This window comes from Pseudoxanthomonas sp. J31, from assembly GCF_000510725.1.
Lineage (GTDB): Bacteria > Pseudomonadota > Gammaproteobacteria > Xanthomonadales > Xanthomonadaceae > Pseudoxanthomonas.
The window spans coordinates 128967-141694 of the sequence record NZ_AZNZ01000003.1 but is presented as its reverse complement, the minus strand read 5'-3'; the positions used below and the strand labels follow the sequence as shown (position 1 = coordinate 141694).

Sequence of the window (12728 nt, the reverse complement as noted above, 5' to 3'; positions counted from 1 at the left end):
CGAAATTCCTGCCCGCATCCGTCCGGTCAGTCGAGGCGGAAGGCGGTCAGGCCTCCCTTGACGTCCTGCACCAGCAGCAGTCCGTCGGCCACCACCGGCGCGGCCTTGATCGCCTTCTTGCGGCCGACGCGCTCGCGCGCGGCCATCTCGCCGTTGTCCAGGCGCAGCCAGTGCACGTAGCCGGCATAGTCGCCGACCACCGCATAGTCGCCCTGCACCGCCGGGCCGGTCAGCGAGCGGCGCGCCAGCGCCGGCTGCGACCACAGGGCCACGCCGTTGGACTTGTCCAGGGCGTAGACGGTGCCGGCGGCGCTGGAAACCAGGATCGCCGAGGGCGCCACGCCGATCGCGCCGGGGCCGCCGTGGTCGCTCTGCCACATCGGGCGGCCACTGGGACCGTCGATGGCCACGGTGCGGTTACGGTAGCTGCTGGCGTACAGCATGGTGCCGTCGATCACGATCGGCGCGTCGACGTCGGCCATGCGTTCCAGTTCGGTGCGGCCTTCGGGCAGGCCCACGGCCTGTTCCCACAGCAGGCGGCCGTCGCGCAGGGCCAGCGCGGTCAGGGTGCCGTCGTCGTTGCCGGCGAACAGCAGGCCCGGGGCCGGCGTCAGCGAGGCGTTGCCACGCACGGTCAGGCTCGGCAGTTCGCGCTCGGCGTACCAGCGCTGCTCGCCGCTGGCGGCGTCGAAGGCGGTGATGCGGCCGTCGTTGCTGCGCACCAGGACCAGGCCCTGGGACACGGTCGGGGCGGCGATGATCTCGCTGCGCACCTTGGCGCGCCAGCGCTCGCTGCCGTCCTGGGCGTCCAGCGCGATCACCGCGCCGTCCAGGCCGCCGACCACGACCAGGCCGTTGCCGGCGCCGGGACCGCCGGTCAGGCGCAGCTTCTCGTCCTTGGCGGCCTTGAATTCCCACACCCGCTTGCCGGTCTGCAGGTCCAGCGCCAGCACCCGGCCCTCGGCCGCGGCGGCGTAGACGCGGCCATCGGCCACCGCCGGCCCCTGGCGCGCGCCGATCCGGCGCTCGCCGTCGCCCAGGTCCACCGACCAAGCCTTGCGCGGCTTGATGGTGGGCTTGAACTTCACCAGCTCGGCCGGCTCGGCGGCCTTCTTGGCCTCGGCGTTCTTGCCGGCAAACATGCTCTTGAACGAGCTGCAACCCGCCAGCAGCGAGACCAGGACGGCCACGGCCGCCATGCGCTTGATCATGTCGGTGCGCTCCATCAGATCGACCCCGCCGTCTCCGGCAGCTGGCCACCGGCTTCCTGCAGCTTCAGTTCCACGCGCCGGCGCGCCGGCGCCTCCGCGTCCAGCCCGGCCAGGGCGCGCTGGTACTCGGCACGCGCCTGCTCCGCCTTGCCGGCGGCCACCAGCGCGTCGCCGCGCAGTTCCAAGGCCACGGCATCGGCGTCCTCGCCCAGCACATCCAGCGCTTCCTGCGGCTTGCCGGTGGCAACCAGCAGCTGCGCCAGGCGCTGCCGGACCACCGGTTGCAGCGCCGGGTCGGCCTTGATCCCGCGCAGGGTGGCGATGGCGTCCTCGGGCTTGCCGGCCTCGACCTGGGCCTTGGCCAGCTGCAGCGCGCCGAGGCTGGCGTACAGGCCTTCCTGTCCGGCCAGGGCCGCGCCGGCGTCTTCCTCGCCGGCCTGCAGCCGGGCGATCGCCTGGCTGTAGGCCGCGTGCGCCTCCTGCTGCCGGGCCAGGCCGCGTTCCTGCCACTGGCGCAGGCCCCAGATCGCGGCGATGCCGACGATGAGGCCGGCGAGGATGCCCGGCAGGTTCTTGCGCAGCCAGGCGCGGACGCGTTCGCCCTGTTCGTGCTCGTCCAGAAGGTCGTCGATTGCCATGCAGTGTCCTGCCCCGTGCGGCGCGCACGGGGACGTGTTCTTGTTCTTGTTGGAAAGGCCCGCGGACCGCTTTACTGCGCGGGCTTGACGGATCCGTCAGAGGATACCGCAAAGCGGGCCACGTTCGCCCTCCTGAAGGGCGACAGGTCCACGATACTGCCGGCCTGCTGAACGCGTACCGCCGCCGCGTTGCCCAGCACCACGCCGGCGACCTCGCCCGGCTGGAAGCTGCGCGTCTCGCCCTGGCGCGCCAGGCGCTGCTCGATCACGCGGCCGTCGGGGCCGGTGACCTCGATCCAGCTGTCGCCCTCGAAGCTCAGCTCCAGGGCGGGTGCCGGCGCGGGCGCCTGCTGCCGCACCGGCGGCGCCAGCGAGGCCACGTACGGCCCGGCTTCGCCGGCCTGGGCCTGCGGCCTGGCGCGCGGCGCCTGCACCGGCGGCGCTTCCGGGGCCGTCGTGGCCGGGGCATCGGCGACCTCCGCCGGCAGCACGTCCAGCGAAGCGGTCGTCGGCAGCTGCCCGGCGAAGTGCGAACGGGTCGCCAGCCACACCGGCACCGCGATGGCGGCGGTGATGACCACGTACACCGCGCGGCGGCCGACGTTCTCCATCAACCGTTGCAGGCGCGGGGTATGCACGTGGCTGACCAGCTCCACGGGCGCCGGCGGGGCGACCTGGACCTGCAGCAGCGGCTCCAGGTCCACGCCCAGCAGCCGCGCGTAGCTGCGCAGCTGGCCGCGCACGAACACCGGCGCGCCGATGACTTCCCAGCGCCCCTGCTCCAGTGCCTCGACCACGTGTACCGGCATGCGCAGCCGCGTAGCGACCTCGCGCAGTTCCAACCCGGCCGCCTCGCGCGCCTCGCGAAGCAGCTCCCCGCAACCCCGAGCGTCTCCCCCGACGTTCGCGTTGTCATGGATCACTGTGGATCTTCCCCGGTTTTGTCAGTGACGGCTTCCGGGAACTCCGCCCGTAGCCGCTGTTGATACCGGCTGGCGGCCACCCTGTCGCCAAGCCCCTGTTCAATCCTGACCGCGAGTTGTAGCACGGATGCATCGGCGGGCGCAGCCGCCAGCCGGCGCTCGGCGAAGGCCCGCGCCTGCAACAGCCGGCCCTGCTCGAACGAGAGCACGGCCATCTGCGCCAGCGCCGCCGGGTGCACCGGATCCAGCTCCAGCGCCTTGCGCAGGTCCTGCTCGGCGCGCTCGAGCTGGCCGCTGCGCAGGGCGCAGCTGCCGGCATTGGCCAGGGCCGAGGCGCGCGAGCCGGCGGCGGTCACCGCCATGGCCCGGTCCAGCCACACCAGGGCCTCGGCCGGATAGCCGTTGGCGCACAGCCAGGCGCCGTAGTTGTTGAGCACGTCGCCGTTGCCCGGCGCCAGTTCGGCGGCCTTGCGGTAATGCGTGCCAGCGGCCTCCAGGTTGCCGCGCCTGGACTCGACTGCGCCCAGCACGGTGTAGGCGTCCACTGCCGACGGATCCAGGCGCAGGGCCTTGCGCGCCAGCTTCTCGGCTTCGGCCAGGTCGCCGGCGGTCAGGCGCTGGGTCGCCAGGCCGATGGCGTCGCGGACCTGGACGCGGCGCTTGGTCGCCTCGCCGTCCTCCAGCCGGTAGACCGGGGCGACCCGTTCGGTACCGCGGATCTTGGGCGATTTGACCGTCGCGGGGCGTGCGCAGCCTGCCACGAGCAGGGCGCCACAGAGCAGGAACAGGAGCCGATCAGGCCGCCGCATGGCCTCCGGCCCGCGGCGCCTGCCCTTCCCGGCCCAGGCTGCGCCGGAACTCGGCCTGCCGGCGCGTCCGGTCCATGACCTGGCCCTTGAGCTGCCCGCAGGCGGCGTCGATGTCGTCGCCACGGGTGCGGCGGACCATGGTCAGCACCTGCGAATCGAGCAGGATCTTCTGGAAGGCGCGGATCGCCGACTCGTCCGGGCGCTCGTAGCGGGTCCCCGGGAACGGGTTGAACGGGATCAGGTTGACCTTGCCCGAATCGCGCGCCTGCACCGCGTTGTCGAACTGGCGCATCAGCCGCGCCAGCTGGCGGGCGTGCTCGGGCTGGTCGTTGACCCCCTTCATCAGGGTGTATTCGAAGGTGATCGACTCGCGGCGGCGGTTGGCGCGCAGGTAGCGAGCGCAGGCGGCCATCAGCTCGGCGATCGGGTACTTCCTGTTGAGCGGGACCAGCTGCTCGCGCAGCTCGTCGTTGGGTGCGTGCAGCGAAACCGCCAGCGACACGTCGCTCTCCACCGACAGGCGGTCGATCATCGGCACCAGGCCGGAGGTCGACAGGGTCACGCGCTTGTTGGCCAGGCCGTAGCCCAGGTCGTCGCGCATCACGCTCATGGCGCGCACGACGTTGTCGAAGTTCATCAGCGGCTCGCCCATGCCCATCATCACCACGTTGGTGAGCTTGCGCTGCTGGTGCGGCACGTTGCCCAGGTGGCGGGCGGCGATCCAGACCTGGCCGATGATCTCGGCCGTGGTCAGGTTGCGGTTGAAGCCCTGGGTGGCGGTCGAGCAGAAGGTGCAGTTGAGGCCGCAGCCCACCTGCGAGGACACGCACAGGGTGCCGCGGCCCTTGTCCGGGATGAACACGGTCTCGATGGCGTTGCGGCCATCGTCGCCCATCGCCAGCAGCCACTTGTGGGTGCCGTCGGCGGAGGGCTTGTCGAACACGATGTTGGGGACGACGACCTCGGCATGCGCGTGCAGCTTGGCGCGCAGCGCCTTGCCGAGGTCGGTCATCTGGTCGAAGTCGGTGACGTAGCGGTGGTGGATCCACTTCATCACCTGGTGGGCGCGGTAGCGCTTCTCGCCGAGGACTTCCTCGAAGAAGCGCTCCAGGCCCGCACGGTCCAGCTCCAGCAGGTTCTGGCGCGCGGCCACGGGCGCGGCGACCGGGTCGCCGGTGGTGGTCACGCTGGGAATCGGCTGCAATGCGGACACGTGCTTCGACCTGTGCTGGATGCGCTCAGCGCGAGACCACTTCCGTGGCCGCGAAGAAGTACGCGATCTCGATGTTGGCGTTCTCCACCGAGTCCGAGCCGTGGGCGGCGTTGGCGTCGATGGATTCGGCGAAGTCGGCGCGGATGGTGCCCGGCGCGGCTTCCTTCGGGTTGGTGGCACCCAGGATCTCGCGGTGCTTGGCCACGGCGTTCTCGCCTTCCAGCACCTGGATCATCACCGGGCCGGAGGTCATGAACTCGACCAGGGCGTTGAAGAACGGACGCTCGCGGTGCACGGCGTAGAAGCCCTCGGCCTCGCGGCGGGTCAGCTGCTTGTACTTGGCGGCGACGATCTTCAGGCCGGCCTTCTCGAAACGGGTGTAGATCTCGCCGATCACGTTCTTGGCGACGGCATCGGGCTTGACGATCGAAAGGGTGCGCTCCAGCGCCATTGGATTCTTCTTCTTTGGAGTTGAGGGAACGGGACCGGCCCGGCGGAACCGGGCCTGAAGGAAAAACCCGCGGCGTGGCGCGGGCTTAGCTTGGGTAGCGTTGACGGATTCTAGCATCCGCCGGCCGGCTTTGCAGGCACCGGGATGCTGCAGCGCAAAATGACCCGTCGCCGGCCCGGGCCTAGGATTAAACAATCGTTTGATTTAGTCCGGAGCCATGGGCAAGCCCGCGCACTTCTCCACCAAGGAACGGATCCTGGCCGCGGCGGAAGAGCTGTTCGCCCAGCACGGCTTCGCCGGGACCTCGCTGCGCCAGGTCACCAGCCAGGCCGCGGTCAACATCGCCGCGGTGAACTACCACTTCGGCTCCAAGGAAAACCTGATCAACGAGGTGTTCCGGCGGCGCATGGACGTGATGACCGCCCAGCGCCTGCAGCAGCTGGAGGCCGCGCTGCGCGACCACCCCGGCCAGCTGGAGCCGATCCTGGCGGCCTTCATCGACCCGGCACTGGCCCTGGCCCAGGATCGCAACGGCGGTGCCGCCTTCGTGCGCCTGATCGCCCGCGCCTACGCCGAGCACAACGAGAGCCTGCGCCGGTTCCTGTCGGACCACTACGGCCATGTGCTGCGCGAGTTCGGCAAGGCGCTGGCCGCGGTGCTGCCCGGCCTGGACAAGGAAACCCTGTACTGGCGCCTGGACTTCCTGGCCGGGGCGCTGACCTACGCGATGTCGGAATTCGGCCTGATCAAGCGCCCCGCCAGCGCCAGCGAGGCGGCCCACCGGAGCCGGGCCGCCCGGGAACTCATCCGATTTGCCGCCGCAGGACTGCAGGCGGAAGCAAGGTAACCGTTCAATATCAAGAGGTTGCAAGAAATGTCTAAGAAACTGCTTGTACGCCGCGCTGCGGTGCTGGGCGCCGGCGTCATGGGCGCTCAGATCGCGGCCCACCTGACCAACGCGGGCGTGGACACCGTGCTGTTCGACCTGCCCGCCAAGGAGGGCCCGGCCGACGGCATCGTGCTCAAGGCCATCGGCAACCTCGCCAAGCTCAGCCCGGCCCCGCTGGCCAGCAAGTCGCTGGCCGCGGCCATCACCCCGGCCAACTACGACACCGGCCTGGAGCAGCTGCGCGACTGCGACCTGATCATCGAGGCCATCGCCGAGCGGATGGACTGGAAGCAGGACCTGTACAGGAGGATCGCGCCGTTCGTGGGCGAGCACGCGGTGCTGGCCTCCAACACCTCCGGCCTGGGCATCAACGCCCTGGCCGCGGTGCTGCCGGAGCAGCTGCGCCACCGCTTCTGCGGCGTGCACTTCTTCAACCCGCCGCGCTATATGCACCTGGCCGAGCTGATCCCGGCCGACACCACCGACAAGGCGGTGCTGGAGGGCCTGGAGACCTTCCTGACCACCAACCTTGGCAAGGGCGTGGTCTACGCCAAGGACACCCCGAACTTCATCGGCAACCGCATCGGCGTGTTCTCGATCCTGTCGGTGATCCACCACACCCGCCAGTTCGGCCTGGGCTTCGACGAGGTCGACGCCATCACCGGCCCGCTGGTCGGCCGCCCGAAGTCGGCCACCTACCGCACCTCCGACGTGGTCGGCCTGGACACCATGGCCCACGTCATCAAGACCATGGCCGACACCCTGCCGCAGGATCCGTGGCACAAGTACTTCCAGTCGCCCGACTGGCTGCAGGCACTGATCGCCAAGGGCGCCCTGGGCCAGAAGGCCGGCGCCGGCATCTTCCGCAAGGTCGGCAAGGACATCATGGTCCTGGACCTGGAGAAGCAGGACTACCGCGCCGCCGACCGCAAGGCCGCCGACGAGGTGGTCGGGATCCTCAAGATCAAGAACCCGGCCGAGAAGTTCGCGAAGCTGCGCGAGAGCCAGCACCCGCAGGCGCAGTTCCTGTGGGCCGCGTTCCGCGACCTGTTCCACTACAGCGCCTACCACCTGGCCGACATCGCCGACACCGCGCGCGACGTCGACCTGGCCATCCGCTGGGGCTACGGCTGGTCGCTGGGCCCGTTCGAGACCTGGCAGGCCGCCGGCTGGAAGCAGGTGGCGCAGTGGATCGCCGAGGACATCGCCGCCGGCAAGGCCATGAGCGACGCCCCGCTGCCGGCGTGGGTGCTCGACGGCCGCGAGGGCGTGCACGCCGCCGAGGGCAGCTACAGCCCGGCGACCAACACCCTGGTGCCGCGCTCGTCGCTGCCGGTCTACCAGCGCCAGCGCTTCCCCGATCCGCTGCTGGGCGAGAAGTTCGACCAGGGCACCACGGTCTACGAGAACGACGGCGTGCGCATGTGGCACGACGGCGACGGCATCGCCGTGGTCTCGTTCAAGACCAAGATGAACACCGTGTCCGACCACGTGCTCAACGGCCTGCAGGAAGCGATCTGCATCGCCGAGCGCGACTTCCAGGGCCTGGTGATCTGGCAGCAGAAGGAGCCCTTCTCCGCCGGCGCCGACCTGGCCGGTGCGCTGGGCCTGCTGCAGGCCGGCAAGGTCGACGAGTTCGACGCCCTGGTCGCCAACTTCCAGCGCACCAGCCAGCGCATCAAGTACGCGCTGGTGCCGGTGGTCGCGGCGGTGCGCGGCCTGGCCCTGGGCGGCGGCTGCGAGTTCCAGATGCACAGCGCCCGCACCGTGGCCCACCTGGAGAGCTACATCGGCCTGGTCGAGGCCGGCGTGGGCCTGCTGCCGGCCGGCGGCGGCCTCAAGGAGCTGGCGGTGCGCGCCTCGCGCGCGGCGGCCGGCGGCGACGTGTTCGCCGAGCTGAAGAAGACCTTCGAGACGGTGGCCATGGCCAAGGTCTCGACCTCCGCCGTGGAGGCCAAGGAGCTGGGCCTGCTGCGCCCGACCGACCGGATCGTGTTCAACGCCCACGAGCTGCTGCACGTGGCCAAGGCCGAGGCGCGCAACCTGGCCGAGGGCGGCTACCGCCCGCCGCTGCCGGAGCGCCGCATCCAGGTCGCCGGCGACGTCGGCATCGCCACCTTCCGCATGCTGCTGGTCAACATGCTCGAGGGCCGCTTCATCAGCGAGTACGACAACGAGATCGCCACCCGCATCGCCACCGTGGTGTGCGGCGGCGAAGTCGACCGCGGCAGCCTGGTCGACGAGGCCTGGCTGCTCAACCTGGAGCGCAAGCACTTCGTCGAGCTGGCCCAGCAGGAAAAGACCCAGGCCCGCATCGGCCACATGCTCAAGACGGGCAAGCCGCTCAGGAACTGAGATTCGTGATTCGGGATTGGGGATCCGCAAGAGCGCATCCCCACCCAGGAAAACCATTGATGCCGGCGTGAGGAGTTCGATCCGGAGTTTGCTTTTGGCGACTCACGAATCACGAATCCCGAATCCCGGCTTTCGGAGAAAGCCATGACCAAGCAGATCCAGGACGCCTACATCGTCGCCGCCACCCGCACCCCGGTGGGCAAGGCGCCGAAGGGCGTGTTCCGCAACACCCGGCCGGACGAGATGCTGGCCCACGTGCTCAAGGCCGTGGTCGCGCAGGCCCCGGGCATCGACACCAGCCGCATCGACGACGCCATCATCGGCTGCGCCATGCCGGAGGGCGAGCAGGGCATGAACGTGGCCCGCATCGGCCTGCTGCTGGCCCGCCTGCCGAACACCATCGCCGCCCAGACCATCAACCGCTTCTGCTCCTCCGGCCTGCAGGCCGTGGCCCTGGCCGCGGACCAGATCCGCCTGGGCAACGCCGACCTGATGCTGGCCGGCGGCACCGAGTCGATGTCGATGGTGCCGATGATGGGCAACAAGGTCGCGCTGAGCCCGCAGGTGTTCGCCCGCGACGAGAACGTGGCCATCGCCTACGGCATGGGCATCACCGCCGAGAAGGTCGCCGAGGAGTGGAAGATCTCGCGCGAGGACCAGGACGCCTTCGCCCTCGCCTCGCACCAGAAGGCGCTGGCCGCGATCGCCGCCGGCGAGTTCCGCGACGAGATCTCGCCCTACGAGGTCGTCTCGCACCTGCCCGACCTGGCCGGCAATGCGATCGCGCTGAAGAAGCGCCTGGTCGACACCGACGAGGGCCCGCGCCCGGATACCTCGATCGAGGGCCTGGCCAAGCTGCGCCCGGTGTTCCGCAACGGCCAGTTCGGCGGCAGCGTCACCGCCGGCAACTCCTCGCAGATGAGCGACGGCGCCGGCGCGGTGCTGCTGGCCTCGGAGAAGGCGATCAAGGAATACGGCCTGACTCCCCTCGCCCGCTTCGTCAGCTTCTCGGTCGCCGGCGTGCGCCCGGAAGTGATGGGCATCGGTCCGATCGCCGCGATCCCCAAGGCGCTCAAGCAGGCCGGCCTGAGCCAGGACCAGCTGGACTGGATCGAGCTCAACGAGGCCTTCGCCGCGCAGGCGCTGGCGGTCATCCGCGACTGCGGCCTGGATGCGTCCAAGGTCAATCCGCTGGGCGGCGCGATCGCCCTGGGCCACCCGCTGGGCGCCACCGGCGCCATCCGTACCGCCACCCTGGTGCACGGCCTGCGCCGCCGCCAGCAGAAGTACGGCATGGTCACCATGTGCATCGGCACCGGCATGGGCGCGGCGGGCATCTTCGAGGCACTCTGAGCCCTCGCCCTCCGCGGACATGAAAACGGCGCCCTCGGGCGCCGTTTTCATTGCAGCTTCGCCGGATGGATCAGCCGCGCTTTTCCTCGAGTGCGGCGAGCATGGCCTGGCGGGCCGCCGCACCGTGCTTGGGGTGCTCCAGCGCGAAGTGCACGGTGGCCTCGATCAGGCCGATGTGCGCGCCGCAGTCGAAGCGCCGCCCCTCGAAGTGGTAGGCGTCGATGTGGCCCCCGGCCTTGATCGTCGCGGCGATCGCGTCGGTCAGCTGGATCTCGCCGCCGGCGCCGCGGCCGGTGGTCTCCAGGGTCTGGAAGATGCTGCCCGGCAGGATGTAGCGCCCGACCACGGCCAGGTTGCTGGGCGCGTCCTCCGGCTTGGGCTTCTCGACCATGGCCTCGATCCGGCCGCTGCGGCCCTCGAAGCCGCGGGTGGCGACGATGCCGTAGCTGGAGGTCTTCTCGTGCGGCACCTTCTCGACGGCGATGACGCCACCGCCGGTCTGCTCGGCCAGGTCGGCCATCTGCTTGAGGGCGCCGTCGCCGCGGTTCCACATCAGGTCGTCGGGGAGCAGCACCGCGAACGGCTCGTCGCCGACCACGTCCCTGGCGCAAAGTACCGCGTGGCCAAGGCCCAGTGCTTCGTGCTGGGTGACGAACACCACCTGCACGTGCGGTGGCAACGGTGCCCTGATCTGCTCCAGCTGTTCGAGCTTGCCTGCCTTGCGGAGCTTGTGCTCGAGTTCGTAGTGCTGGTCGAAGTAGTCGGCGATCGAATGCTTGTAGCGGTTGGTGACGAACACCAGGGTGTCGCACCCGGCTTCGATCGCTTCGTCTACCGCGTACTGGATCAGCGGCCGATCGATGATCGGCAGCATCTCCTTGGGGACGGTCTTGGTGGCGGGGAGGAACCGGGTGCCAAGCCCGGCGACCGGAAAGACTGCCTTGCGTATCCGTTTGTTGGTCATCGTGTCCTTACTGCCTCTCGCGGGGGGAACGGGACCACCGTAGCGGTGTTCTCCTTGTTACCCGCGACAGGCAGGGGCGCAAATCCGGGGATGAGCACGCCCAGCGCCTGCCGCAGGCCGTTCTCATCATAACGTGTGACGGCCGTCCGCATATGCTCGATTTCCTGCAGCAGCAGGTCGGCGGGGCACTCCCGGGCGCTGGCCTCCAGGATCTTCGGATGGGCGGTGGGACGGTAGTGCTCGTCCGCGTAGAACAGGGTCTCGTGCAGCTTCTCGCCCGGGCGCAGGCCGGTGTAGACGATGGCGATGTCCCGCCCCGGCTGCTTGCCGGCCAGGCGGATCATCTGCTCGGCCAGCAGCCGGATCGGCACCGGCTCGCCCATGTCCAGGGTGTAGATGGCCGCGTGCGAGCCCGAGGCGGCGGCCTGCATGATCAGCTGGCAGGCCTCGGGGATGGTCATGAAGTAGCGGGTGACCTCCGGGTCGGTCACGGTCACCGGGCCGCCGCGGCGGATCTGCTCGCGGAACAGCGGCACCACGCTGCCGGCCGAATCCAGCACGTTGCCGAAGCGTACGGTCACGTAGCGGGTGCCCTCGACCCGCTCGTCCAGCGACTGGGCGATCATCTCGGCGATGCGCTTGGAGGCGCCCAGCACGTTGGCCGGGTCGACCGCCTTGTCGGTGGAGATCAGCACGAAAGTGCCCACCTTGTACTCGCGGCACAGCTCGGCGACGGTATGGGTGGCCAGCACGTTGTTGCGCACCGCCTCGCGCAGCTGCGACTCCAGCAGCGGGACCTGCTTGTAGGCGGCGGCGTGGAACACGGCATCGGGGCTGGAGCGCTCCAGCGCGTGGCGGGTGACGGCCGGATCGCCGCAGTCGCCCAGCACCGCCTCGACCTCGACGTCGGGGAAGGCCCGCGCCAGCTCGGCATGGATGGTCAGCAGGGCCAGCTCGGAGATCTCCAGCAGGACGATGCGCCGGGCGCCATGGCGCGCGCACTGCCGGCACAGTTCCGAACCGATCGAGCCGCCGGCGCCGGTCACCATCACGGTGCGGCCGTCCAGCCAGCCGCGGATCATGGCCCAGTCCGGGGTGACCGGCTTGCGGTTGAGCAGGTCCTCGATCGCCACTTCCTTGAGCTCGCCGGGCATGGCCTTGCCCTCGAGCACGTCGGTCAGGCGCGGCACGGTGCGGAACGGCAGGCCGCTGTGCTCGCAGATGCCCAGCACGCGCTGCATGCCGGCCGCGTCCAGCGAGGGGATGGCGATGACCAGCATGCCGGCGCCGACCTCACGGGCCACGGTGGGCGCGTCCTCGAGGCGGCCGAGGACCGGCATGCCGTGCAGCTGCGAGCCCTGCAGGTGCGGGGCATCGTCCAGGAAGCCGACCGGCTGGTAGGTGCCGGAGCGGCGCAAGTCGCGGACCAGGGCTTCGGCCGCCTGCCCGGCGCCGAGGATCAGCACCCGCTGCTGGTTGGCCGTGCCGCGCGACAGGTGGTAGTCCTTCCACACGCGGTAGAGCAGCCGCGGCAGGCCCAGCATGGCGGCCAGCGCCAGCGGGTACAGCATCAGCACCGCGCGCGGCAGGGCCTCGAGCCGGTTGTAGACCGCCAGGCACAGCACGATGGCGATGGTGCCCAGGCCGGCGGCCTTGATGATGTTCCAGATGTCCGGGACGCTGGCGAAGCGCCACACGCCGCGGTACAGGCCCACCCGCCAGAACACCAGGCCCTGGGCGGCCAGGACGATGGCCAGGGTGGGCGTCAGCAGGGTCCAGTCGTAGCTCTCGGAGCGGGCCGCGTAACGCAGCACGTGCAGCCCCTGCCAGCACACCGCGGCCATGAAGAGGTCATGCAGGACGATCGCCGTACGAGGCAGGGAAACAGGCAAGGCTGGGCCAGTGTTCATGCGGATGCGACG

Annotated in this window: 11 protein-coding genes; 3 read left to right on the top strand and 8 right to left on the bottom strand. The window is 70.1% G+C overall.

The genetic code is table 11. From position 1 onward, the window contains the following. Nucleotides 1-26 precede the first annotated feature (26 nt). The 6 genes from bamB to ndk form a co-directional block, all read right to left on the bottom strand. Nucleotides 27-1226, bottom strand: coding sequence for an outer membrane protein assembly factor BamB (gene bamB / locus PSEJ31_RS0106330; protein ID WP_019399390.1), 1200 nt, complete (start codon nt 1224-1226; stop codon nt 27-29). Further along, a complete protein-coding gene (locus tag PSEJ31_RS0106325) occupies nt 1226-1849 on the bottom strand; it encodes a tetratricopeptide repeat protein (protein ID WP_019399391.1) in 624 nt (207 codons plus the stop codon). Before PSEJ31_RS0106325 ends, bamB begins: the two co-directional genes overlap by 1 nt. A gap of 71 nt (nt 1850-1920) precedes the next feature. Beyond that, nucleotides 1921-2772: a helix-turn-helix domain-containing protein gene (locus PSEJ31_RS0106320; protein ID WP_026010685.1), complete on the bottom strand. Its 852-nt coding sequence runs from the start codon at nt 2770-2772 to the stop codon at nt 1921-1923. Then, nucleotides 2769-3581, bottom strand: coding sequence for a type IV pilus biogenesis/stability protein PilW (pilW, locus tag PSEJ31_RS0106315; protein WP_051403673.1), 813 nt, complete (start codon nt 3579-3581; stop codon nt 2769-2771). Before pilW ends, PSEJ31_RS0106320 begins: the two co-directional genes overlap by 4 nt. Then, a complete protein-coding gene (gene rlmN, locus PSEJ31_RS0106310; protein ID WP_037034662.1) occupies nt 3568-4785 on the bottom strand; it encodes a 23S rRNA (adenine(2503)-C(2))-methyltransferase RlmN in 1218 nt (405 codons plus the stop codon). Before rlmN ends, pilW begins: the two co-directional genes overlap by 14 nt. A gap of 34 nt (nt 4786-4819) precedes the next feature. Next, on the bottom strand, nt 4820-5245 hold the full coding sequence (ndk, locus tag PSEJ31_RS0106305; protein WP_019399395.1) for a nucleoside-diphosphate kinase: 426 nt from the start codon (nt 5243-5245) through the stop codon (nt 4820-4822). 217 nt (nt 5246-5462) lie between these two features. Between ndk and PSEJ31_RS0106300 the strand changes: the two genes are divergently transcribed. From PSEJ31_RS0106300 to PSEJ31_RS0106290, 3 genes are all read left to right on the top strand, one after another. Next, nucleotides 5463-6092: a TetR family transcriptional regulator gene (locus PSEJ31_RS0106300; RefSeq protein ID WP_028914963.1), complete on the top strand. Its 630-nt coding sequence runs from the start codon at nt 5463-5465 to the stop codon at nt 6090-6092. A 27-nt stretch (nt 6093-6119) separates the two neighbouring features. Beyond that, complete coding sequence (locus PSEJ31_RS0106295) at nt 6120-8489, top strand: 3-hydroxyacyl-CoA dehydrogenase/enoyl-CoA hydratase family protein (RefSeq protein WP_028914962.1); 2370 nt, start codon at nt 6120-6122, stop codon at nt 8487-8489. Between the two features lie 144 nt (nt 8490-8633). Then, on the top strand, nt 8634-9842 hold the full coding sequence (locus PSEJ31_RS0106290) for an acetyl-CoA C-acyltransferase (RefSeq protein WP_028914961.1): 1209 nt from the start codon (nt 8634-8636) through the stop codon (nt 9840-9842). A 70-nt stretch (nt 9843-9912) separates the two neighbouring features. Here PSEJ31_RS0106290 and galU read toward each other — a convergent pair whose 3' ends face one another. After that, the gene (gene galU / locus PSEJ31_RS0106285) at nt 9913-10806 is read right to left on the bottom strand and encodes a UTP--glucose-1-phosphate uridylyltransferase GalU (protein ID WP_019399399.1); all 894 of its coding nucleotides are present in this window, start codon (nt 10804-10806) and stop codon (nt 9913-9915) included. Beyond that, a complete protein-coding gene (locus PSEJ31_RS0106280) occupies nt 10803-12716 on the bottom strand; it encodes a nucleoside-diphosphate sugar epimerase/dehydratase (protein WP_028914960.1) in 1914 nt (637 codons plus the stop codon). The genes galU and PSEJ31_RS0106280 overlap by 4 nt, the downstream gene beginning before the upstream one ends. Nucleotides 12717-12728 lie beyond the last annotated feature (12 nt).